This is a genomic window from Wolbachia endosymbiont (group A) of Anomoia purmunda, assembly GCF_947251545.1.
GTDB lineage: Bacteria > Pseudomonadota > Alphaproteobacteria > Rickettsiales > Anaplasmataceae > Wolbachia.
The window spans coordinates 517,748-542,731 of the sequence record NZ_OX366362.1 but is presented as its reverse complement, the minus strand read 5'-3'; the positions used below and the strand labels follow the sequence as shown (position 1 = coordinate 542,731).

At 34.8% G+C, this 24,984-nt stretch carries 23 protein-coding genes and 1 pseudogene; 7 read left to right on the top strand and 17 right to left on the bottom strand.

The genetic code is table 11. The features are described 5' to 3' along the window. Window positions 1-22: 22 nt before the first annotated feature. Both OPR57_RS02780 and OPR57_RS02775 read left to right on the top strand, forming a co-directional pair. A complete protein-coding gene (locus OPR57_RS02780) occupies window positions 23-433 on the top strand; it encodes a recombinase family protein (protein ID WP_265037222.1) in 411 nt (136 codons plus the stop codon). 154 nt (window positions 434-587) lie between these two features. Continuing rightward, complete coding sequence (locus OPR57_RS02775; protein WP_265037220.1) at window positions 588-857, top strand: hypothetical protein; 270 nt, start codon at window positions 588-590, stop codon at window positions 855-857. On the opposite strand, the gene OPR57_RS02770 is transcribed toward OPR57_RS02775, so the two are convergent. Further along, on the bottom strand, window positions 798-1,763 hold the full coding sequence (locus OPR57_RS02770; protein ID WP_265037218.1) for an IS110 family RNA-guided transposase: 966 nt from the start codon (window positions 1,761-1,763) through the stop codon (window positions 798-800). The genes OPR57_RS02775 and OPR57_RS02770 overlap by 60 nt on opposite strands. 231 nt (window positions 1,764-1,994) lie before the next feature. Between OPR57_RS02770 and OPR57_RS02765 the strand changes: the two genes are divergently transcribed. Together OPR57_RS02765 and OPR57_RS02760 are read left to right on the top strand one after the other, a co-directional pair. Continuing rightward, on the top strand, window positions 1,995-3,125 hold the full coding sequence (locus OPR57_RS02765; protein ID WP_265037216.1) for a recombinase zinc ribbon domain-containing protein: 1,131 nt from the start codon (window positions 1,995-1,997) through the stop codon (window positions 3,123-3,125). Between the two features lie 147 nt (window positions 3,126-3,272). After that, window positions 3,273-4,442: pseudogene (locus tag OPR57_RS02760) on the top strand (IS4 family transposase); the annotation flags it as partial. Between the two features lie 431 nt (window positions 4,443-4,873). Here OPR57_RS02760 and OPR57_RS02755 read toward each other — a convergent pair. The 13 genes from OPR57_RS02755 to OPR57_RS02695 form a co-directional block, all read right to left on the bottom strand. Then, on the bottom strand, window positions 4,874-5,329 hold the full coding sequence (locus OPR57_RS02755; protein ID WP_141456730.1) for an Hsp20/alpha crystallin family protein: 456 nt from the start codon (window positions 5,327-5,329) through the stop codon (window positions 4,874-4,876). A 232-nt stretch (window positions 5,330-5,561) separates the two neighbouring features. Continuing rightward, window positions 5,562-6,494, bottom strand: a complete 933-nt coding sequence (locus tag OPR57_RS02750; protein WP_265037214.1) for a hypothetical protein — start codon at window positions 6,492-6,494, stop codon at window positions 5,562-5,564. 65 nt (window positions 6,495-6,559) lie between these two features. After that, window positions 6,560-7,579 (bottom strand): IS110 family RNA-guided transposase, encoded by a 1,020-nt coding sequence (locus OPR57_RS02745; protein WP_265037507.1) that lies wholly within the window; start codon window positions 7,577-7,579, stop codon window positions 6,560-6,562. 268 nt (window positions 7,580-7,847) lie between these two features. Further along, a complete protein-coding gene (locus OPR57_RS02740; RefSeq protein WP_265037212.1) occupies window positions 7,848-8,900 on the bottom strand; it encodes a S49 family peptidase in 1,053 nt (350 codons plus the stop codon). After that, window positions 8,887-10,302 carry a phage portal protein gene (locus OPR57_RS02735; protein WP_265037210.1) on the bottom strand — a complete coding sequence of 472 codons (1,416 nt, stop codon included), beginning with the start codon at window positions 10,300-10,302 and terminating at the stop codon, window positions 8,887-8,889. The genes OPR57_RS02740 and OPR57_RS02735 overlap by 14 nt, the downstream gene beginning before the upstream one ends. Before the next feature lie 306 nt (window positions 10,303-10,608). Then, window positions 10,609-11,589, bottom strand: a complete 981-nt coding sequence (locus OPR57_RS02730; protein WP_265037209.1) for an IS481 family transposase — start codon at window positions 11,587-11,589, stop codon at window positions 10,609-10,611. Window positions 11,590-11,698: 109 nt separating this feature from the next. Next, window positions 11,699-12,175, bottom strand: coding sequence for a glycoside hydrolase family 25 protein (locus tag OPR57_RS02725; RefSeq protein ID WP_265037207.1), 477 nt, complete (start codon window positions 12,173-12,175; stop codon window positions 11,699-11,701). After that, on the bottom strand, window positions 12,172-12,387 hold the full coding sequence (locus tag OPR57_RS02720) for a gpW family protein (protein ID WP_265035204.1): 216 nt from the start codon (window positions 12,385-12,387) through the stop codon (window positions 12,172-12,174). Before OPR57_RS02720 ends, OPR57_RS02725 begins: the two co-directional genes overlap by 4 nt. Then, entirely contained in the window at window positions 12,388-14,214 is a 1,827-nt protein-coding gene (locus tag OPR57_RS02715) for a phage terminase large subunit family protein (protein WP_265037206.1), read from the bottom strand. Next, entirely contained in the window at window positions 14,211-15,695 is a 1,485-nt protein-coding gene (locus OPR57_RS02710) for an ankyrin repeat domain-containing protein (protein ID WP_265037204.1), read from the bottom strand. The genes OPR57_RS02715 and OPR57_RS02710 overlap by 4 nt, the downstream gene beginning before the upstream one ends. A 3-nt stretch (window positions 15,696-15,698) precedes the next feature. Next, window positions 15,699-16,178, bottom strand: a complete 480-nt coding sequence (locus tag OPR57_RS02705; protein WP_265037202.1) for a hypothetical protein — start codon at window positions 16,176-16,178, stop codon at window positions 15,699-15,701. Between the two features lie 13 nt (window positions 16,179-16,191). Beyond that, a complete protein-coding gene (locus OPR57_RS02700) occupies window positions 16,192-17,406 on the bottom strand; it encodes a DNA modification methylase (protein WP_265037200.1) in 1,215 nt (404 codons plus the stop codon). Window positions 17,407-17,515: 109 nt separating this feature from the next. Then, window positions 17,516-17,959, bottom strand: a complete 444-nt coding sequence (locus tag OPR57_RS02695) for a RuvC family protein (RefSeq protein ID WP_265037198.1) — start codon at window positions 17,957-17,959, stop codon at window positions 17,516-17,518. A gap of 97 nt (window positions 17,960-18,056) precedes the next feature. On the opposite strand from OPR57_RS02695, the gene OPR57_RS02690 reads away from it, so the two are divergent. Further along, a complete protein-coding gene (locus tag OPR57_RS02690; RefSeq protein ID WP_406831644.1) occupies window positions 18,057-19,253 on the top strand; it encodes an IS4 family transposase in 1,197 nt (398 codons plus the stop codon). A gap of 14 nt (window positions 19,254-19,267) precedes the next feature. Here OPR57_RS02690 and ligA read toward each other — a convergent pair whose 3' ends face one another. Next, window positions 19,268-21,256: an NAD-dependent DNA ligase LigA gene (gene ligA / locus OPR57_RS02685; RefSeq protein ID WP_265037196.1), complete on the bottom strand. Its 1,989-nt coding sequence runs from the start codon at window positions 21,254-21,256 to the stop codon at window positions 19,268-19,270. A 144-nt stretch (window positions 21,257-21,400) separates the two neighbouring features. On the opposite strand from ligA, the gene OPR57_RS02680 reads away from it, so the two are divergent. Continuing rightward, entirely contained in the window at window positions 21,401-22,051 is a 651-nt protein-coding gene (locus OPR57_RS02680; protein WP_265037194.1) for a hypothetical protein, read from the top strand. Window positions 22,052-22,210: 159 nt separating this feature from the next. Next, window positions 22,211-23,542 carry an IS4 family transposase gene (locus OPR57_RS02675; protein ID WP_406831642.1) on the top strand — a complete coding sequence of 444 codons (1,332 nt, stop codon included), beginning with the start codon at window positions 22,211-22,213 and terminating at the stop codon, window positions 23,540-23,542. A 224-nt stretch (window positions 23,543-23,766) separates the two neighbouring features. Here the strand turns inward: OPR57_RS02675 and OPR57_RS02670 are convergent, their stop codons facing one another. After that, window positions 23,767-24,309, bottom strand: coding sequence for a hypothetical protein (locus OPR57_RS02670; protein ID WP_265037192.1), 543 nt, complete (start codon window positions 24,307-24,309; stop codon window positions 23,767-23,769). 109 nt (window positions 24,310-24,418) lie between these two features. Then, window positions 24,419-24,949, bottom strand: coding sequence for a phospholipase D family nuclease (locus tag OPR57_RS02665; RefSeq protein ID WP_265037190.1), 531 nt, complete (start codon window positions 24,947-24,949; stop codon window positions 24,419-24,421). Window positions 24,950-24,984: the final 35 nt, after the last annotated feature.

Below are 24,984 nucleotides of genomic sequence, written 5' to 3'. Positions count from 1 at the left end.
ATTATGTGCTTTAACCGATACATTGATTATAGATGAAGATGGTTGTTATAATCCTAATGATTTCAACGACCAATTGCTGCTAGGGTTAAAAGGAACGATGTCACAAGCAGAGTTGCACTTCATCCGTGCTAGACTTTTGGGAGGGAAGATAAATAAGGCTAAGAAAGGAGAGCTTCGGTTCCCTCTACCAGTAGGATTTTGTTATGATGATGAAAGCAATACTAGGTTTGACGATAACGAGCAAGTAAGAAGTGTAGTTCAATTATTATTTAGGGTATTTAGAGAAAAGGGTAGTGCTTATGGAGTGGTTCACCATTTTGGCCAAAACAAAATACAATTTCCAAAACGAGCATATGGTGGTATTTGGAAAGGGAAGCTGATATGGGGAGATGGTATGAATAAGTATTGCTTGGTTGGAAGCAAGAGAAGATAATAACTTCTCAGAGTGGATAGGTGGCAGGTTGGATGTTTTTCTGAAGCACTTTCTGCCCAGGGAGTAGAAAGAAGACTTCGTGGGGGAGATTAACTGCCCCTGCCACCGAAAATCATCGTGAGGCTCACAAAATGTGATGACCTCGTATAGGAGTTTGGAACAACCGGCAATATTCTACTCTGATATATTGAAATATGCAATTGGAGGAAAAAATATGCGTCACATTGGAGTTGATTTACATACCAATAGTTTTACTGCTTGTTACTTACAAGCAGTTGTGTTAAAAGTCAATAGAAAAATTGATGTAGCTGTGAATAAATACTTAAAGTTTGTGTGGACGTATTTATTCACAGCTACGCTAATACTAGATAAAAGTAGAATTAGGACTATATTCCTCAGTGAACACTCTACCATCTCTTACTAAAGAGTTAGCAAGAATAAGTAATTTTCTCATGGCAGCAATAGAAGCAACTTTATATGGTTTTTTGTATTGATCATATAGCCTATCAAAGAAGATTTTTATATAAGAATTGTACCTTTGTGCACTAAGAATACACATATACAAAACTGTTCTAATTTGCGATCTACCGCCTTGAATACACCTTTTTCCTTTACTAAAACCGCTGTCTCGATTAAATGGCGCAACTCCAAAAAGGCTAGATATTTCTTTATGTTTAAGAGTTCCTAGTTCTGGCATGTAACAGATCATAGTAATAGCCAAGGTTTTACCGGCACCTGGTATACTAGTTATTGATATGTATTTTTTTTTAAGCTCTTGACTTTGATCAACTAATGCCATCATTTCATCTTCCAAGATTTGAATTTGATTTTGTAAAATTACAAGCAATTCTTCTATCTGTTTGATTATGGATGCATCGGTTATCTGGTGAGCTTGGGTTTTCTGTATCTTTGCCATTTCCACTAGTTGATTTCTGCGAGATAATTTTTGCTTTAAACAGTCAATATTACTAACTTTTAAAGGAGTAACACGCATGTCTGTATTATTAATATAACGTGAAATGATACTGCAGTCTATTTTATCAGTTTTTGTAGTAATACCAAGGCTTTTAGCATAGTCTCTCACCCACCTTGGTTGAATGACGTACACCTCAAAACCATTGCTTAGTAAAGTATAGGCACATAATTTTTCGTATCCACCAGTTGCCTCAAGACCAACTTTGGTTACATTATGCAAACGTAAAAAGTCCAGTATTTCATCAACGGATTGTACATTGTTTTCAAATATTTTATAATGCTCAAGTGGGTGAATGTGGATATCTAATTTACTTTTGCTAACATCGATGCCAGCAATAATATTTGATGAATTCATAATTCCTCCGTAGATGTTGATAAACAATATATACTGTATTTTCCACCCTTATATACGAGCCTAAAAACTCAATCAGTTGTTCGGAACTTCAGTATAATAAACAGAGAAGAGAACCTTGCTCCACCGCGGTCCTTATGACCAAGAAGGGAAACGGCTCCTCTTCTCTGTGTGTCTTTAATATCACTATTTTGATATTTATAAAGACTTGTTCTTAACATATAAGAAGAGAACATGCTACCTACGGCAGTACGAGAAGGATTAGGATTATTGCAGGGGTTATTAATTTGTGGTTGTTGTGGTTGCCGCCTTAGTATAAGGTATAAAGGAAAAAATGGTATTCTTACTGTCTATGAATGTAATTGGAAAAAGAAGTGGGGAGCAGATAGTAAAAGCTGTTTTTCTGTTTATGGAAATCCTTTGGATAAAGCTATTGTAAAAAGAGTATTAGAAGTCATGGAACCTGCGCAAATTGAGGTTGCCGTAAAAGCATTTGAAGAACTGGAACAACGAGGTCACATGCTAGATAGACAATGGCAAATGCAAATAAAAAGAGCAGATTATGAAGTACAATTAGCACAGAGACGTTATGAAGAAGTAGATCCATCGAATCGCCTGGTAGCTGGAACTTTAGAAAAGCGTTGGAACGAAGCTCTAATAGCATTAGAAGAAGCACAGAATCAATATGATGAATATAAGAAAAAGGACGTACTTGTAGCTACAAAACAACAAAAAGAGCAAGTGTTGGCACTAGCTCAAGACTTACCACGCTTATGGAATGCAGAGTCAACGAGTGCAAGAGATCGAAAGCGTATTTTACGACTTCTAATCAAAGATATCACTGTTGAAAAACTACGTAATGAACAAAAAGCAGTGCTACATATACGTTGGCAAACAAATGCTACAGAGGACTTAGAAGTACAATTACCAAAAAAATCTTATGACAGATGGCGGCATTCAGAGGATATAGTTAATCGGATAAGACAGCTATCAACAACAATGACTGATGTGCAAATTATTAATCTATTAAACCAAGAGGGACTTACAACAAATAAAGGCAATCCATTTACTGTAAAAAGTATAAAATGGATTCGATTTAAACATAAGATTCCAGCACTATGTAATCAAAAATCTGAAGAAGAGTTATCAGTGAAGCAAGTTGCAGAAAAATTCAATGTTAGTCATTACGTAGTACGTTATTGGATTGAACATAAGTTTATTAATGTACGGCGTATTGGTCCAAAATTCTGGATATCCATCAGTCCAGAACAAGAACTAGAGTTAAAAAAGCGTGTTGAGAACTCTTCTAAAATAGCAATTGCAAGATTAAAATCACAAAAACAAATTGAAGGAGGTGTATTATGAAGTCATTGTGACAAAGATTACATCTATCACAACAGGGTTTGACTTTCCATACGCGTCAAGTTAAGGAAAAGTGTAAGTAAAATTGATAGAGTGAAGGAAAAGAATAAGGTATAAGTTCTCTTGGATATGTGAATGAGAGAACTTACAATGGACAGAATAGCTTGCTTATCAAAAGACCTCAATGAATTCTTTAATGAAAAAGCAGACGAAATATCAATTGCAGTAGGTTTTATAAAAAGAAAGAGAAAACTTAATGGCTCATCATTCATAAAAGCTATGGTTTTTGGTAACATAGGAGTTGGTGATTGTAGCATAGAAACAATGTGCCAATTGCTAAATGAAGACTCGATAGAAATTACAAAACAGGGTTTGGATTTTAGATTTACTGAAGAAGCAGTGGAATTTATGAAAAGAATGTATAATGAATCTTTAGTTTTATTTAAAAACAGCTTACAGGTTGATTGCAGAATTTTGAAGCAATTTAGAAGCATTAAGCTATTGGATAGTAGCTATATTAGCCTGCCCAGTAGCATGGAAGATATGTACAAAGGATATGGGAGTAGCTATAGAGATTGTGAGAGTAATACCAAATCAGGAATAAAGCTGCAGTTAGTCTTTGATTACCTGAACCAAGCGCTAGATAAGTTAAATTTAATAGAAGGAATAAGGTCGGATCAAGGTTATAGGGATTATCTGAACGGTTTATCAGCCAATGATTTGCTAATATTTGATTTGGGCTACTTTGTGCCTAGTTCTTTTAAACAGATTGATGAAGCAGGTGCATATTTTGTTAGTCGTTATAAGTCTGATACCAATATATATGATATAGAAACAAATCAAAAAATAGAGTTGTTGGAATGTTTAGAAGGTCAATCCCTTCTAGAGATGGAAGTGCTATTAGGAAAAGAAGTAAAAATTAAAGTGAGAATTATATGTCAAAAATTAACTGAAGAACAGTCTATAATTAGAAGAAGAAGGGCTAATAAGTTAGCAAAATCACATGGATATACATCTTCTCAAAAGAATCAAAAATTGCTGGATTGGTCGATATTCATAACTAACGTTCCAGAGAGTAAAATCAGCGCTGAACAAGTATTAACAGTTTACAGGGTAAGATGGCAGATTGAATTATTATTTAAATTGTATAAGAGTCACATCAGGCTTGACGAACTTAAAGGAAAACCATACAGAGTATTATGTGAACTATACGCTAAATTGTGCGCAATTCTTATATTTCATGGAATAGTTGGTTGTATAAAACTGAAAGAGAATACAGAGCTGAGTTTAACAAAGGCATTCATTGAATTAAAAAGAAGGTATATCATAACTATTAAAAAGGTTGCTTTTGCGATATTTCGCTCCTTCCATTAACACAGAGGTTAAAACTGTATCTATAATCTTTCCATTAATAACAAAGTTCATTCTTGGAAGATCGAAATACATTGTTTCACCAGAGTGTGCTGATTTATTGCTCTCGCCAGCCTTTAATTTACTAAAGCTAAATTCTTTAATTTTAACCTTCAACGTAACTATTGGATTTGCTTCTGTCATAGTCCGTACTTATTAAAGCCCCTAAACTTGATTATAACATAAGAACCATTAATAGATTATTAACAACACCTAAACGCAACAAAGGCCCTACACCATCTGTACAACAAATACGCAAAGACAATAGAACTTTATTATATTCTATCTATAATGATTCAAAATAGCAAGCCTCAAACTAGAAGCCTGCTACCACTTACTGGTTACTTTACATCAATCTTCTTGATGTGTTTCTCTGACTTAGGTATGGTTACATGTAATACTCCATCTGAAAAACTAGCAGATACTTTATCTCGCTCCACATTTACTGGAAGCTGAATAGACCTATAGAAAGAGCCATAGTACCTTTCTCGATGATAAAACTGCTTATCTTTTGACTCGTTATCACATGTCTTTTCACCCTTCACTATTAAGCTATCGCCAGATATACTAATATCTATGCTTTCTTTGGAAATACCTGGTAACTCTAATGAGAGGCAATAGCTTTCCTTTGTTTCATAAAAGTCACAAGCTGGTAATAGACTGTTGCTTCTTCTGGAAAGCTCTGGATTCCATCCTGTAAAGAAGCTATCAAATATGTCATCAACGGCCCTTTGTAACCCTCTTACACTAAAGTTATCACGGTTATTGTTTTTATTTGAATGAACTATATTACTCATGTTGTACCTCCTTTTACTAATATGTGCATTATGTAATCATTCCACTTGTTAGTTTCAATACCTTATACCTAAATTTTGGATTAGTGATAAAAAAGCTAGAGGAAGAATGGACTATGGCTTTGTCGAATTGGACTTTGAATACTTGATATCTTCTTTCCAGATAGATTGAAAACGAAGTTGTATAAAAAATGCTGCTTTGAATGGTTATTTTTGAAATATTTGAGCCTGATTTTTAAATTCCCCTTTCATTTACTAACTGATTGCAATAAGCTTCTTTCATAAAGCTAGATGGAACATATGATTTTTCTATTGTACAATCTGACTGTTTCATAGTTTTAGCTAACTCTTCAGAAACGTCACTGTTTATTTCAAAATAACCATCTTCTATGCCTATAGAAACATTTTTTCCTCCTAAAAGACAGCTCCCCCCTAAACTTGATTTATCCTCCAACTTACTAAAACGTGCTATGCTTTCTTCGTTGGCGAGCTTTACTTCTATTTTATTATTATCTCTATCACTAGGAGATAAATAAACACTGACTTTCCCAAAGTAAGTAGTAAAAGACATTTCAATTCTACCCTCCGAAATGTCGGTGTAATTCCTAACTCCTTCTTCATTTTCAACTCTAACTATACTTTCTCCAACTTGAAGCATACCAATTTCCAGACCTAAATTTTTAGCTTTTTTATTGTTGAATATTCTTGCAACTTCGACAACACTATCTTTTGGATATTTTATACAAAAGTGTCCATTGTCCATCTCTAACTCAAAATCATGATCATCAGTTTTTACACTTACGTCTACGATACTTTTGTACACCAAGTCCTTAAGTTCTAAAAGTATTTTTTCTCGTTGATCTAGAGCGTATCTATCTGAGCAAATTATGTTCACGAAATCGCCATGTTCTTCATCGCTAAATCTATTTAAAGACGCACCTCTTGATACTATTTGCAATATCTTTTTCTCATCTAAAAATCCATAAATTCGGGTAGTATCGTAAGAAAAATATAGCTTTTGCAATGTATCAATTATGCGATCCACTAAAGATATATTAGCTTTATACGGAAGAGTGAACATTACTCTTTGTTTCAGCGCCTCGCTTACAATTTTATCAAGTCTTTTATTGCACTCTTCATAATCCTCTTCATTACCATAGTTACCCAAAGCATCCAATTCATCATGAATATTATCTATTTTTTGCCAAATACTTTCATATTTTTCTCCTATGATTATTGTCCAGTAGAAATTTCAAATTTTGTGAAATCTTTAAAAACCCAGTCATTTTTAAGAGTATAGAAAATAGTTATAAGAAATTTCCTAGCAGTAGCAGTTATAGCTTTAGCAGAACCACGCTTCTTTTTTATATGTTCATAAAAACTTTTCAAGTAAGGACTGTAACGTACAGCAATCCAAGTACATTGAACTAAAGAAGTACGCGCTATTTTTGACCCTCGTTTGGTAATTCTTCCAATTGTACATTGCTGATTAGATTGAGAAACTCTTGGTACAACTCCAAAATATGCAGTAAGTTTCTCAGGTCTACGGAAATCATTAATGTCTCCAATTGTTGCAATAAAGACAGCTGCAGAAATTGGACCAATTCCCTTTATGCTGATAAGATTGCTGAACCCAGGAAGTTGTTTAGCAAAAGCTATAATTTCCTTTTCAAGTTTTTTAAGGCTTTCTCGGATAGCTTCTAAATGATAGCTAATCACTTCAATTTCAACTTTTTCTAAAGGCTCCCAATTATGCTTTTGAGTAGCACGTTCAAATCCTACTTTAGTTGTAAGTACTTCTTTTTTAATTTTTATTCCATGATAATTAAAAAGACCATGAACTTTATTGATTAAAGATACCCGTGACTTTACTAACTGATCTCTCGTTTGAAGAAGAGAAGCTAACTGCTGGCATTGTTTGTTTTTGCACCTTGCCTCAGGCAACATATCTTTGCTTAGAAAGAAAGCAATAGCTCGCGCATCATGCTTATCTGTTTTGTTCACAGAGCGACGAACAACTTCAAACTGTCCAGGAGCAATTATTACTATGCGTTTAACGTAAGGTGAAACTGCATCATAAAAGAAACAGCTGTTACCTGTTGCTTCTATGGCTACTTCATATGTTTCTTGAAGATCTTTGGTGAAATTATCCAAGTCTTTTAAGCGAAACGTTTGAATATGCTCAGGTTTCCCTTCTTGTAAGTAACAAGCAGTAAAACTATTGGTATGTAAATCAACTCCAATGTGACGCATATTTTTTCCTCCAATTGCATATTTCAATATATCAGAGTAGAATATTGCCGGTTGTTCCAAACTCCTATACGAGGTCATCACATTTTGTGAGCCTCACGATGATTTTCGGTGGCAGGGGCAGTTAATCTCCCCCACGAAGTCTTCTTTCTACTCCCTGGGCAGAAAGTGCTTCAGAAAAACATCCAACCTGCCACCTATCCACTCTGAGAAGTTATTATCTTCTCTTGCTTCCAACCAAGCAATACTTATTCATACCATCTCCCCTTGTTTAAATGCCTGATTGCGCACGACTTTTCGCTACCTGCATCATCAACTCTTCTCCTGAATTCTGTGGTATTGCACTCAGTATGTTTGTCTTCTTCGTTTGCTCTGCAAGTAACTCCATTAAAACTTCCCTGGCTTGCTCAATACTTACGCCTTGCTCAATAAATTCTCCTATCTTTTCTGGCATTCGTGATAAGTTACATAAACGTATTAATTCAAGAACTTCAGTACGATACTTAGTTAAATTGTCAGTTTCTAGGTCATTTGTAGTTTTTTCATTCATAGTAATATCCCCTTTTTTATTAATAGATTTAAACTCAGAAAGAATTGTAATTCCATCTGCAAGACCTATTTCTATTGCTTTCTCCCCAAAATAAAGCCCTGCTTCAGTATTTTTTATTGCCTCTATAGAGAGGTTTCTATTCCGTGCTATTAGCTCAACCAGCATTCCATACAAACGATTCACTTCGCTTTTCAGGTTTTCTAAACTTTCAGAAGTTATTGGCTCATGTGGATTTAAATCATTTTTTCTACTTCCTGCAAACACTGTGGTATATTTTATTCCACATTTTTCATCAAATTCACTTTGATCTATATGACTTGCGATTACCCCAATGCTTCCTACTCCTGAAGTGCGGGTGAGAAAAATCTTTTCAGCACTAGAAGCAATTGCATACGCAGCAGAATATGCATCATCATTTGCTATCGCTATTATCCTCTTTTTTCCTCTTGCACTATAGATAAAATCAGCTAAGTCAAATATACCGTTTACCTCTCCTCCTGGGCTATCTATATCAAGTAGAATCGTCTCTATGCTTTTATCTCCTAAAGCACTCTCTATCTCTTCTTGAATTTTTTCATATGATGTCATTCCCAGAAAACCATCAAACGCGCCTGGTTTTTTCGTCAGAATTCCATGAATTGGTATAATTGCAGTTCTTTCTACGTTACTTTTGATAGAGTGCTTGAGATTTTTAAAAATTGGCTGTTTTTCTTTGTATAGCGATAGTAGCTCAAAACTCCTTGGTTCAAGCATTAATGGTCTACTTAGAAACATTGTTTCCCCCGACATCAGAATCAAATATTAAATTGAGACTATTGGCGCGTTTATTATCCTCTGCTATTTCTTGATCAATTTCTTCTACATCGTAACCCATTTCTGATACTACCTCTGCTCGACTTTTGAAGCCATTCCTTACTGCCATTTGCTGTGCTTGCTGGTCTTTAAGCGGATCCACCCAATCAAATCCCTGTGGTATCCATTTCACTTCTTCTTTCGCTGCTTTTACTACTTTTTCATCTATACTCAGTTCTCCAGAAAGTACTGCTAACTCTAGCCATCTACTCCATACTGGTCTGCAAAATTGAAATACCATAATGTTGTGTTGCAGCATAGCACATCTACGACGAAACTCTATTAATCCTGCTCTGATTGATGAATAATTAACACCGGTTAAATCTCCTGTTAGTTGCTCATATGTTATCCCTGTGCCTATTGCTATTGCCCTCAGTTGCTGTCTCATGAATGCTTCATAACTTCCTCCAACATCTGACGGTTCTGAAAATTTTATGTCTTCTCCTGGGTCTAAAAGCTGCATTGTTCCTGGCTCTAAACCTGATAATGCTACTCCTTGCTCATTCGCTTCGCTTTCTCCTAAAATATTTGCCTCAGGATCAAGTCTTGTAATAAACCCTGCGAACATTGCTGCTGTCTTTTTTCTCACTAATTCTGCATCATCGTATTGATCAAGCTCATAAAGCTTTAGCAGTATACTCGAAAGCCATGGCTCTCCTCTAATTTGCCCAGGTCTCAGTGGTTTATAGATATGTAAAACATCGTTTGCTGGTACTCTCACTGATTCACCAAACGAGCCTTCACCGGGGTGTTCTTTAAATAGGTAATATGCTTCTCTTTGCCCAAGCCTGTTAAACTCAATCCCGTTTCTTATTACATTACCATTTCCTAAAGTTTGATTTGTTTTATTATCTAAATGTTCAGACTCAAGTACTTGCAGTTGTAATGGCACAGAAAATCTATCTTCCAGCTTTCTCGTTCTTAAACGTACAAAACATTCTCCTCCCTCTATCATACTTCTGCATACTAGAGCTTGTAATCCATAAAAATCACTTACTCCGTTACTGTCTGCTTCATCTGTCCATCTTAGCCATAATTCTTGTACTTTCTTTCGAAATTCTCCATCTCTTGCTTTTGATTGTGGTTTTATTCCTGTTCCAATAGAGTTACTTACTATCGTATCAATTATATTTGCAGCGTAAGGATTTTTTCTCACCATATCACGTGATCTACTACGTAAAGTTTCAAGGTTTTGAGACAGCAAATTGTTTATACTTCCTGTTTCTCCCTGCCAATACATTACTCTTCTTCCTGAGCCTGACGCATCCCATGCAGAACTTTTGATTTTTGGCTTACTAAATAGTTGTTTTAAGGTCTTTAACATCCTGATAACCAAAAATTCTTTAATTCTTCTATTGTTCCATTAAATTTACTTCTATCACATGGTCCTATTCCTCTTACTGAATGCGGTTTAGGTCCCATTTGACCATTAGTGTATTGCCACAAAACCCACTTATTCCATCCTTTTGGTAGTTTAGACCATCTTATTTTCCACATTAGTTAAAATTGGTGTAGCAAAATCTTTTAGAAAATAAGCTCCTCCGCAAATTAATGGTAAGCGATTAGTTGTGTGATTCATAGAGGTTATTGCAACTAATTTGTCAGATCAAGTCTGAACTTGAAATACCTGTTAAGAGGTTTTGTATTTTTGAAGTGACTTTAACTCTTGGTCATGTTTGTAATTTTGCATGACAAACGTTTCTTTTGATGAAATATAATTTTTTTGTATTTCACTTAGACAAGGAATTGTTTTTTCCAGTTCTTTATATTTTTCCCAAGGAGTCTTTCCCTGAAGAGAGCTATGAGGACGTTGTTTATTATAATATTCTTCCCAATCCCTAAGCTTGACTTGCAGTTCATGATCCTTAATGTTAACGCTACTATAAAATTCATCTAAATCTGTACGCTGCGCTCTTTCTACTTTACCATTTAAATGTGGGGAAAACGGCTTAATTGGACGGAATTTTATTTTCCATTCTTTTAGACACTCTTGCACTTCGTAAGCAAAAAATTCTTGTCCTCTATCGGTTTGAATCCTTTGACAATGAAATGGAGCCCTTTCCCTTAATTGTTTTAAGAAATCCAGAGTATTTTTTGAAGTACGCCTTGAGTATAATGCGATAACTTTATAACGCGTACAATCATCTATAGCAGTATATTGATAAAGCCCCGAGGATATTTTGCAAACATCCATTTGTACACGCTCTCCTGGCACTTTGCAGTTATAACGCTTAATCTGCTTGCGATAGTGGCGTTTAATACGTAAAAGACTTACATCGTGTTTCTTCAAAACTTTGTGTATAGTAGCCAATGCAAAAGAGATATCATGTAAACGCTTCAATTCAGCTTGAATACGTCTTGCTCCTAATTTTCTAGCTTTTCTCAGATGAAGAATGAGCTGCTCATTTGACTCGTTGATTTTTTGTAAGGGTAAAGTTTTAGGCCTGCTACTAAGGTTTGACAATCCCTGTTCACCTAGCTTTTCATAACTTTTGTACCATTTTCGTAAGGTAAAGCGTGAAATGTTATAGTGTTGACACACTTTGCCTGCATGACCTAATTTTTTGTATAATTCTATCCAATTCAAACGCAACTTAACTTTGGTATCCATTTACTGATTGCCTCTTGTTGATGAATTTATTCATATTATTGTAATAAGGTATTTAAACTATCACAAGTCAAAGTTTTTATTTTATCTTACATTTTTGCTGTAATAACCTCTATGAATCACACAGATTAGTTCTTTCTTGAACTCTAGTAACAAAATCTTCCGCCTGTTTTGGTGTTATGTTTTCTCCATTTTTGTTTTCTTCTATATCTAGAGCAAGTAGAACTTTAGAACTATCGCTTACTGTCTCTAAAAAATGCTCAGCTTGGTCTTTTCCGTTTTCTCCTACTCCAAAATGGTATGCGCCATACAGAAGTCCTTCTTCTTCAGCAATTTTTCTTCTCTCTACGTACTTTAGATCTAGAAATTTTAATCCTTGAGTTGCCTTATGTACTACACCCAGTATTCCATCTTCTTTGACTAGCTTAAAATTTACATCTGCATTCCAATGTGATAGGTCTACTACTGCATTCGCATATACTTTATTTGATAAATCAGCTATTTTCTTACATTTACCTTCTTTTTCTAATACACCACTATTGACTATTACATACTTTAATTGTTTCAGAAAATTTTGATATTCTCTCATATAATTCCCTTATTAGTAGCAAAAACAATTTTCCTCTTTCCAGCAATCTTTAGCTCAGCTTTAATTCGTTGTCTTAAGCTTAATAAATCATTTATATCTACTTCAGCATATCTTACAACATGGTCACCATATGCAATTGATACTACTCTCTCTCCATTCTGCAGTTTCTTTATCGCTTCTTCGACTTGAATTAAATAATCTTCGTTATACATTTATTGCTTGCTGATCCATTTGCTTTTGACTATTTTCTTTGATTTTTTATTTTCCGGTTTTTCACTTAAACTATTCCATTTACTCTCTGGCCAACGATCGATTCCAAGCGCAATAGATGCAGCTCTTGCATAAATCCTACAGTCTAATACTTCATTTCTTTCTCTTACCTTTTGCCACTCCTGTTTTGTGTATCCTTTTACTACCTTGCTGACTAATTGCTCTGCCGTTAGCTGCTTAAAATATTCAGGTGCATATTCGGGAAAATGACAATATCCTGCTGGAGCTTCTTCACCTTCTTTTAAAACATTAAGTAATTGAAAAAGCTCTGACTTTAATATCGATACTCCTACTGGCCATAGCTTTATTCCTCTCTTTAGCTTTTGACCACCAACTGTTATATCTACTCTACTTGGGCTGCTCAGTGGCACTAGGGCTTTATTTACACCTTTGACTGCCATTACTCTTCCAGATCCTTGATGACCTCTTACCCAGTTATATACTTCTTGCGTTGCATATCCAGCATCCACTGCCATCATGCTTATCATGTATTCAAGACCATTTTCACCGATAAAATGATGATTTAAGAGCTCTGAAAGCTTTCCCCATACTTCTCCACCTCCTGTATCTCCTTCAAATACTCGATAGTCTATTGACCAACTTTCGCGGCTTTTTCCCCAAGCTACAACTTCTACTTCTAAACGATCTTTTTGGACATCAACTCCTGCTGTGAGAACTACTTCGCCTTTTGGTACTGTGCCAATCTGAAAAAATTCTCTCCTGTTAAATAATTGCTTCCAGTCTGGTACTTCTCCTTTATCTACCCAGGTTTCTCCAAGCGTAGTATTTATCCAAACTTTCAGTAATTGTTCACTTTCTTTTGCATGAAGAAAATCCTCTACTGCTTGTTGCCAACTATACCACCCAACTGGACTATAAAGGCTTGAAAGATGAAATCCTTTTTTCTCACCTTTTACTCTATTAGTAGGTCTCCATTCTCCATGTTCAAGCATCTCTGTCTTTTGATGATTTTCTATTTTGCCGCTACATTCAGTGCAGACATAATGTGCTGTTCTTGAGTCGTTGTTTTCCCATTTTATTTGTGACCATTTCAGAACTTGATAGTAATTACAATGTGGACATGGTACAAAAAAGTATCTCTTATCTGTTGCTTCAAATTCTTTCTCAATTCTGCTTATTCCATGAATCGTTGGTGTTGATACTAAAAAAATCTTTCGCCGTGCAAATGTATTAGTTCGAGCAATACTAAGCAGTACTGGATCTCCTTCTCCTCCTGAATCTCCTGGATACGCATCAATCTCATCAAGAAAGAGATACTTTACTGGCATAGATCTCAGTCCTACACTGCTGTTTGCTCCAGTTATTACTACTATTCCACCTGGAAATTCCTTACTTTGTACAGTATTGCCTGAATCTCTTGATCTTGGGTCTTTTACTTTACTTTTTAAACATGGTGTACTTTCAATCAGTGGCGCAAATCTTCCCTTTGACCAACGCTTTCCCATTTCGACTGTTGGCTGCACAACTAACATTGGACCTGGTGTTTGATCGATGATATAGCCTATCCAATTGTTACCAGCTTCTGTTCCCCCAATCTGCGCTCCTTTCATGAATACTACTTTTTCTGCTGGTGAGGACGGAGAAAGTGAATCCATGATTTCTTTTAAATAAGGAGTTCTTTCCGTTCTCCATTTACCTGGCTCTGATGCTGCAGTTGCTGCTAAAACTCGATACTCATTCGCCCACTCTGATACTTTAAGCTCTGGATCTGGTTTTAAACCTTCAGAAAAAGATGTGGCGTATATCATATTGCTAGCTCTTCACCATCATTAGATGATATTTCCACATCACTTAAATTAGGACTTACGCTCTCACTTGTTTTCTCACTTTCGAGTTCAATAAACATTTTCTTTTCAAGCGCTTCTTCTATATACTTCTGAATTAAATTACTCATTATTATTGCAGCTATGAGTGCAACTATTCCCACAATTACCGCAGCTATAATGTTAGGGTAAATTCCTACTATCGCTATTGCGCATATTGTTATAGAGACACAGATGATATTGGTATATTTCTTTATTTTTTTATCTGCTATTTTTCTTTCTTCAAAATATTTATTGCTCAATAAATGAAATGTTGGAAAGTTGTCATTTTTTCCAAATAAAACTATATCCTTTTCCTTGTTTAGTAACTTTACCAGTTTTACGTTATTTGTTGTTATTGCGTACTCAAAAACATCTGTAGCATCTGCTCTTTTCTTTAGCAGTAATTTTACTATATTAAAATGCCTATTTATTGCAGCAAGATATACTGCTGATTCTCCTTGATCGTTTAAAACATCTACTTCAACTCCTTCTTTTAAAATCGCCACTAGAATCTCCCCATATCCTTTTTTTGCTGCTAAGTGAAGTAAATTGTTCTTCTCTACTCCATACCTATTACTTATTAAAGCTTTTACTATTTCAGATTTGTTCTCTTCTTTCGCATAACAAAATGGTGTCTTGCCATTATCATCTTTAATCAAAGGATCTATATCCTCTCGGGTTAGTAATACTTCTACTGTTTTAAGTCTTTCAGCGTAATGTAGTGGTGTTTTATTTTCATAGTCTTGTAAATTAACTCCAGCATTAGGAACATTTATTAAGCATCTTACAATATCTAAACATAAGTCTCTTTCGTCGTAATTACTGCTACTTATAGCTACGTGCAAAGGAGATAATTTCATTGCATTTCTGCCGCTACCAGCTATATTGACATTCGCACCAAGATTTGAAAGTAATTTTACTACTTCTAGCTTCTTGTTGTTTACTGCATAATGCATTGCTGCATGATTTCTCACGTCAAGAACATCTTTATCCGCATTTCCTTCTCTAATTAAAATTTCTACTATCCCTTCATGCCCAGCTCCTGCCGCTAAATGTAACGGTGTATGTAGTAAAGCATTCTGCTCATTAACATTAACTCCTTTGTTGAGTAAAAACCTTACAGCATTTGCTTCATTCAACATCGCAGCTAAATGAAGTAAGCTATCTTTCTCCAATCCATATTTGTGATTGATTAGTGCTTGTAATATCTCTTCTCTTGCACAAGAGAGCGCACTTTTACCATCATCATCAGTGATCAGTGGATTAATATTTTTCCTATTTAGTAAGAGCGCAACCATACTAAGCTCGTTAATTTCTACTGCATAATGTAGCGGTGTCTTTCCATTTAATCCTCTAACATTTACATCCACTCCTTGCTGATTAATGAGACACTTTATTAATTCTAAACTTAAGTTAGCAGACATTATTTAAAACTTAATATTAGATAATTCTTGTAATGAGTTTGTAATCTCTTCGGTTAGCGCCATATGAATCTTTTCAGTGTCACTCAGTGATGCAAGCAGTGCTGAAACTCTATTTGGAATATTAAGCAAATTATTACGGACAACTCTTGCTACGTTAAATGCCTCACTTTTTACTTCTTCTACTGCTACAAGTTCTCCTATCTCAGCCTTAGCTTTTGCCTCAAGCAATTTGCCACGTTCCATCTCATTTTTTATTCGCGTTTTTAGCAACATTGTAGAAAGGTTATTTGTATTTTCGTTTTCTGGATTTTTCCTCCTCAGTGGCTGACTTGGATCTCGTATTGCTGCCACTGCTTCATTTGCTTGTTCTCTATTTACCAAACCATTCTCCAACTCAATTATTCCTTTTTTTACTAAATAACAGACATATTGCTTTGAAACTCCTATCTCTCTTGCCCATTCTGTTTGTGTGATCTTTTCCACTTTTTTTGCCCCTTTATTGCTGTTTTTCTTCTTGAATTTGTGCAAAAGTTTTGTCAGTACCAGAAAGAATTGCCTCCCTACCTGTGTATACTTGCCAACGCTTTATGGTTACATCTACAAATTTTGAATCTAGCTCTATTGTTTTACAAATTCTTCCTGTTCTCTCACATGCAATCAGCGTACTTCCAGAGCCACTAAATGGATCAAGTACAGTATCCCCAGGTCTGCTGCTATTAACTATTGCTTTCTCCATTAGCTCTACTGGCTTCATTGTTGGGTGCAGTGAGTTATGTATTGGCTTATCATAAAACCATAGATCACTTTGATTTCTACCTCCATGCCACTCACGTTTATTGCCCCTTTTACATCCATAGAGCATTGCTTCGTATTGTCTTTGATAATCAGACCTGCCTAGCGTAAAATGATTCTTTGCCCAAATGATAAATGTTGACCATTTTCCTCCTGCTTCCTCAAATGCTTTTTGCAGCGTTGAAAACTCTGATGATGATATGCAGATGTAAATTGCTCCTTTCATATATGCTAAAATATGGGAACAGATGTCATAGAGAAAAAGCTCATACTTTTCACCTTGATTATCATTTAATATCTTTTTGTCTTGGCTATTACCATAATCAACGTTATATGGAGGATCACAAACAGTAATGTCTGCCATTTTATCATCTAACAGCGCTTTATATGATTCAACTACAGAGCTATCACCACAATAGATTCGATGATCACCTAAAATCCAAAGATCACCTGGTTTTGTTATTTCTACTTTTTTGTCATCAACAACTAAGTCAGAAAGATCTTCTTCTTCACCATCTAAATCATCAAGAAAGTTTTGAACTTTTTCTAGCTCAAATCCAGTCATTTTAAGATCAAACTGTAAATCTTCTAATTCTTGAATTTCTACTTTCAAAAGCTCATCGTCCCACTTTGCCCAGTTAGCTGATTGATTTGCCAGTAACCGAAAAGCTTTAGTTTGTGGTTCATTTAAATTATCACTTAAAACAACAGGAATGCTCTCCATACCAAGTTTTCTTGCTGCTTTAAGTCTTAAATGACCATCAACCACAGTGCCATCACTTTTTGCAACTATTGGTATACGAAAGCCGAATTCCCTGATTGAAGCACACATTCTATTTACTACGTCATCATTTTTACGTGGATTACGCTCATATTCGACCAGATTTTGAGTAGGATAGTAGTGGATTGCTAAATTCATATAATTACTGTACTAATTAAAAAGTTAATATTCAAAATATCTCTGACGCTAAAGAAGGCCTGGGATCGAACCCACCAAACCAGCCAGCCTGGCTGAAAGGACCCACTTTTTATGGTATTTTTAATGTGTTAAAATCTTTACTAAAATTCATAACGTAGAACATCAAAGCTAAAGCATCTGCTTGGTTATCATCTCTAGGTGAAAAACCTTTTTCCTTTACAGCTTCAATAACTTCACTCTTACTTGCATTGCCATTACCAGCTATAAAGCGTTTTATAGTTTTAACATTAACACCTTTGTATGGTACGTGATGTTCTTCACACCAAGCAGATAGAACGGCAAGAAAACCACCGTAGCAATGCGCTGCATCAGTTCCTAAATGTCTTCTCACCTCCTCAAAGTACACTACAGAAATGTCTTTCAAAGAATTAAGCCAATTACGAAAGTTTAAGAAACATATTCCACTTCCACTGAAACGGCTACCATGAAAGCTTTTGCTTCCACTTTCAATTATTCCATCTGTAAGAATTGCCCAGCCCGTTTGTTTGCCCATACGCGTCAAGTTAAGGAAAAGTGTAAGTAAAATTGATAGAGTGAAGGAAAAGAATAAGGTATAAGTTCTCTTGGATATGTGAATGAGAGAACTTACAATGGACAGAATAGCTTGCTTATCAAAAGACCTCAATGAATTCTTTAATGAAAAAGCAGACGAAATATCAATTGCAGTAGGTTTTATAAAAAGAAAGAGAAAACTTAATGGCTCATCATTCATAAAAGCTATGGTTTTTGGTAACATAGGAGTTGGTGATTGCAGCATAGAAACAATGTGCCAATTGCTAAATGAAGACTCGATAGAAATTACAAAACAGGGTTTGGATTATATTAGCCTGCCCAGTAGCATGGAAGATATGTACAAAGGATATGGGAGTAGCTATAGAGATTGTGAGAGTAATACCAAATCAGGAATAAAGCTGCAGTTAGTCTTTGATTACCTGAACCAAGCGCTAGATAAGTTAAATTTAATAGAAGGAATAAGGTCGGATCAAGGTTATAGGGATTATCTGAACGGTTTATCAGCCAATGATTTGCTAATATTTGATTTGTGCTACTTTGTGCCTAGTTCTTTTAAACAGATTGATGAAGCAGGTGCATATTTTGTTAGTCGTTATAAGTCTGATACCAATATATATGATATAGAAACAAATCAAAAAATAGAGTTGTTGGAATGTTTAGAAGGTCAATCCCTTCTAGAGATGGAAGTGCTATTAGGAAAAGAAGTAAAAATTAAAGTGAGAATTATATGTCAAAAATTAACTGAAGAACAGTCTATAATTAGAAGAAGAAGGGCTAATAAGTTAGCAAAATCACATGGATATACATCTTCTCAAAAGAATCAAAAATTGCTGGATTGGTCGATATTCATAACTAACGTTCCAGAGAGTAAAATCAGCGCTGAACAAGTATTAACAGTTTACAGGGTAAGATGGCAGATTGAATTATTATTTAAATTGTATAAGAGTCACATCAGGCTTGACGAACTTAAAGGAAAACCATACAGAGTATTATGTGAACTATACGCTAAATTGTGCGCAATTCTTATATTTCATGGAATAGTTGGTTGTATAAAACTGAAAGAGAATACAGAGCTGAGTTTAACAAAGGCATTCATTGAATTAAAAAGAAGGATTAGGGAGTTGTTTTTAGCGTTAAGCAGTAAAATTAATAATTTGAGAATTTTCCTGAAAAAACTTACCACAGACTGGTCACAATTTTCTGTGAAAGATAGATATAGAAAAACTAGACTATCCACCTTAAGTTCATTGAATTTTCTTACCCTTGCTTCTTAACTTGACGCGTATGGTCATTTGAACACTCCCAAACTTATCACTTTATGCCACTGGTCTTCATCTAAAATTTCTACACCTAATTCCACTGCCTTTTTATATTTGGATCCTGGTTTTTCTCCTGCAATTAGGTAGTCAGTTTTAGCAGAAAGATGTGAGCTGACCTTTGCTCCTAGAGTTTTGGCTCTTACTTTTGCCTCTCCTCTACTCATAGCAAGTAGCTTACCAGTAAACACTATAATTTTATTATTTAAAACAGAGTCACTAGAGTTGGAGCTCACAGGAAGAATTTGAAGACAAGCAGTAAGATCATTTAACATTTTGATGTTATGTTCCTTAGAAAAAAATGACTCCAAAGATTCAGCCCCTTTTTTTCCTATGCCGTCTATACCCACTAGCTCAGTATTATCTGATGACAGTTCAATCATCGAATTATACCAATTATCATAAGAAACATAATAATCTGCAAGCAATTCTGCTGCAACTTGACCAATAAATCTAATACCTAAAGAAAATATAAACCTATCTAGAGTTATTACCCTTCTGCTTTGTATAGCATTTAATAAATGAGCTATTGATTTCTTGCCCCAACCAGACTGTTCTTCCAGATTAAATTCATCCAATTTTTCTTCTAAAGTAAAAATATCATGGATTTGTTTTATCAGACCAAGGTCGTAAAAAAACTCTATCTGCTTATCACCAAGGCCAACAATGTCAAATGCATCTTTCGATACAAAATGCTTTAGTTTTTCTATCATTTGAGCTTTACAGGCAAATTCCTCAGGACATCTTACTGCTGCCTCTCCCTCAACCTGACGTACTTTACTACCACATTCAGGGCATACTTCAGGAAACACAAATTCAGGTGTATTTGGAAGACGAGAATCTCTGCTTACTTCAACGATCTGGGGAATTACATCCCCTGCCCTTTTGATTGTTACAATATCTCCCTCTCTTATATCTTTACGTTTTATCTCATCTTGGTTATGCAGACTTGCTCTACTAACTAGCACCCCACCAACATTGACTGGCACTAAATCTGCAACTGGAGTTAAAACCCCTGTTCTGCCCACCTGTATAAATATTTTATTTAACTTTGTTTTTGCATAAACCGCAGAAAACTTGTATGCAAGTGCTGAGCGCGGTGCTTTGTGAGTATTCCCTAGACGATTTTGTAGTACCAAATCATTTACTTTATAGACTATTCCATCAATATCATAATCCAAGTTATAGCGACAGTTATAGACTTCGTTATAGAACTTCAGCATTCCATCCAAACTACTCGTTAAGGACTGATGCTCATTTACGCAAAAACCAAGTGCCTCAAGCTTATTTAGTATTTCACTTTGACTTTTCTCTGCTCCACCAATTAAAGAATAAGCAAAATATCTAAGAGGTCTGCTTGCTGTAATGTTTGCATCCAATTGCTTTAAAGAACCAGCAGCTGCATTTCGAGGATTGGCAAATTCATCGTTTTCATTTAACTTTAAAAAGTCGCTGTTACCGATGTATATCTCACCTCTTACTTCTAGTCTTCCTTGCACACCTTGCAAAAACTTAGGAAAGCCTTTTATTGTTGCAACATTGTGAGTGACATCTTCCCCTAAAAACCCGTCACCTCGAGTTGCAGCTTTAATAAATCTTCCATCCTCATAAATTGCAGAAAAGGACAACCCATCAATTTTTGGTTCACATAATATCTCTATTTTGTCCTCAATTAAAAACCTCTTTATTTTAGACAAAAATTTCTCTACACCTTGTTCATCATAAGCATTCTCAAGGGAAAGCATAGGTTCTTGATGTTCCACCTTAGAAAACCTCTCATCAGGTGGAGCACCAACACTATCTTGTGTTGCATAAATTTCTGGCTCTATTTCAGCTAACTTTTTCTTCAGTTCATCATATTCAGCATCACTTATTTCTGGCTTATTTTTTTGGTGATACAAAACATTATGATAATTTATTTGATCTTGTAGTTTTTCTCTCATCTTTTCTAAGTTAGTCATGATACCAATATAATGCTACATTAGCCTTTGTCGTCAAGCCATGAATTTTTTCAAAGGTACCATAAAAGTAACTATACTAATATTAATATAACATTTACATTTATATGATAATATTGGTATAATTTTTAAATTAAGGAGTATATTATGGCAAAATACAATTACAAAAATTCGGTTAACGAATCAAACTTCAGCTCTCAAGTGCATCGTGCAGGACTATTCGATAAAATTCTGGGTATAAGCAAAACAGCAAAAGAAGCTGCGAATCAAGTAATATCTGAAATGGGTGACGACTTAAAAGCAGAAGCTAGAAAAGCAGCTAAAGCTGAAGTAAACGAAAAAGCTCAGGAAATAGAAAAAAATATATTGAAGTCTGTTAATGAAAATGCTACAAAAGCAGCTAAAGATGCAGCTGAAAAAGCAGTAAAAAATGTAGGACCAGAAGTTGCAGATCTGCTGAAGCCAGAAATAAAGACTCAGATAGAAGAAGCAATCAAAAAATACAGTGAAGAAAAAATTGAAAGTCTTATAAAGCCTGAAATTACAAGCAAAATAGATGATCTTCTTACTGAACAGAGTAAAGAAGCAAGAAAACTTTTAGAAAATGAAATGAATAAGTTAATCAGAGATGCACATAAAAATTTGGATGGGAAAATAGATAAGATTGAATGCGAACTTACAGAAGCAAAATCTCATATCTTAGCAGTTGGTGCAAATAGTCTCCTCGAGAGCGCAAAATTATTGTCTCTTATGGCAGAAAATGAAACATGCGCAAACCAAGATTTAGTGTATTTTTAATCACAACAGAAGTTTTCGTACTAGGTTTTTGTGGGCAAAATTTAGAGAGGCCATATAAGCATACGCGTCAAGTTAAGGAAAAGTGTAAGTAAAATTGATAGAGTGAAGGAAAAGAATAAGGTATAAGTTCTCTTGGATATGTGAATGAGAGAACTTACAATGGACAGAATAGCTTGCTTATCAAAAGACCTCAATGAATTCTTTAATGAAAAAGCAGACGAAATATCAATTGCAGTAGGTTTTATAAAAAGAAAGAGAAAACTTAATGGCTCATCATTCATAAAAGCTATGGTTTTTGGTAACATAGGAGTTGGTGATTGCAGCATAGAAACAATGTGCCAATTGCTAAATGAAGACTCGATAGAAATTACAAAACAGGGTTTGGATTTTAGATTTACTGAAGAAGCAGTGGAATTTATGAAAAGAATGTATAATGAATCTTTAGTTTTATTTAAAAACAGCTTACAGGTTGATTGCAGAATTTTGAAGCAATTTAGAAGCATTAAGCTATTGGATAGTAGCTATATTAGCCTGCCTAGTAGCATGGAAGATATGTACAAAGGATATGGGAGTAGCTATAGAGATTGTGAGAGTAATACCAAATCAGGAATAAAGCTGCAGTTAGTCTTTGATTACCTGAACCAAGCGCTAGATAAGTTAAATTTAATAGAAGGAATAAGGTCGGATCAAGGTTATAGGGATTATCTGAACGGTTTATCAGCCAATGATTTGCTAATATTTGATTTGTGCTACTTTGTGCCTAGTTCTTTTAAACAGATTGATGAAGCAGGTGCATATTTTGTTAGTCGTTATAAGTCTGATACCAATATATATGATATAGAAACAAATCAAAAAATAGAGTTGTTGGAATGTTTAGAAGGTCAATCCCTTCTAGAGATGGAAGTGCTATTAGGAAAAGAAGTAAAAATTAAAGTGAGAATTATATGTCAAAAATTAACTGAAGAACAGTCTATAATTAGAAGAAGAAGGGCTAATAAGTTAGCAAAATCACATGGATATACATCTTCTCAAAAGAATCAAAAATTGCTGGATTGGTCGATATTCATAACTAACGTTCCAGAGAGTAAAATCAGCGCTGAACAAGTATTAACAGTTTACAGGGTAAGATGGCAGATTGAATTATTATTTAAATTGTATAAGAGTCACATCAGGCTTGACGAACTTAAAGGAAAACCATACAGAGTATTATGTGAACTATACGCTAAATTGTGCGCAATTCTTATATTTCATGGAATAGTTGGTTGTATAAAACTGAAAGAGAATACAGAGCTGAGTTTAACAAAGGCATTCATTGAATTAAAAAGAAGGATTAGGGAGTTGTTTTTAGCGTTAAGCAGTAAAATTAATAATTTGAGAATTTTCCTGAAAAAACTTACCACAGACTGGTCACAATTTTCTGTGAAAGATAGATATAGAAAAACTAGAGTATCCACCTTAAGTTCATTGAATTTTCTTACCCTTGCTTCTTAACTTGACGCGTATGGTTTAGCTATATTGTCTCTCACACTGCTTAGCTGAACAGATACCATAAAAGATAGCTGGAAAGCAATTGCACTTGCAGCAAATTTCAAGATACAAGCTTCTGTATTTATTTTAAATTAAAAAAAGCTCAAGAAAAATAAAGTCAATTTTTGACGTCCAAAATATTACAGAATGTAGTTGGTTGATTGAGTAAAAACCAGTGAATGGTCACGTTAAAACATGTTTTTAAATTTCTGCCAAAATCCTGGTTTATTATCATTAACCTTTGTAAATGTTATATTTAAACTGTATTTCGGATCATTTGGCACGTCGTATTTTATGCTAAATGTTGAAACTTTATCGTTATTGTAAATATGCACATCATCATATGATAGCTTTGTTGTGTAACACTTTACATGCTTTTGCTTATCATGCACTAAATCGCCTAACTCCCTTTCTAGTTCCACAAATTTCGTTTTTTTCTGACATTCCTTTATTTTTATTAAATCCTTATCTAGTGATATTGAAACTGGCAGCGTATTTCCAGCATATTCTTTAGCTAAAAGTTCACTTTGAGGACACATTTTTATTTCCCTTCCAAAATGTGAGTCTATGAAATTATTACTCCAAAATTTATCGCCAGAATGCACGTACTCATCAGTAGCATACGGTACCCCACCATAACTGCATTGAACTTTGTAATCTCCAACACCACTGTGTTGAAAAAAATCATGAACGGCAGTGTAGCTACCGGCAGCATCATTTATGTAATCCATTACTTTATTCCTTAAACTTTTGGTTTATTATATCATAATCATTATACCAGTCAATCAAAAAAGCTCTCTCTTGCTGTTTTTAGAACTGATTGTAAGCAAGTGCTTTTGATTAGTTGGGAGCATATTTATAAGACTGTGACATTCGTGCCTCCCAGTTTTTCACATACTGCTGAATCAATTCAGGATAATCTGTAATAATTAATAAATTTTCAGCATTTCCTTTTTTAGCTGTCTTACTCAGGTTAAACGACCCTGTGATAACTTTTTGATTATCAACAATCATTATCTTATTATGAGCAATTTTTGGCTTATCATCGATCCAAACTGGTACTCCACCTGAAAATAATTCATTTATAACACTATATTTTGAGTAGAGTTGCGATTTATCTAAGATGACTTTAACATCAACACCACGCTCTTTAGCATTAATCAAAGATTTTGCAATTGTTCCAAGAGTAAATGTATATTCTTGAACTAGGATAGATTTTTTAGACTGATCTATTACGCTGATTATCGGCACAGCACAATCTTCTCCAGGTGAAAAGCAAACCGTAGCTTTTGGGCAGGGCGAAAATATAAAACCCGCATAGTAATACAGAGAAAAACACATTAATAAGAATAAAAAGTGAAAAAGCCTCACAATAACCCACCCCCGGATATATGGCGATAGGCTAC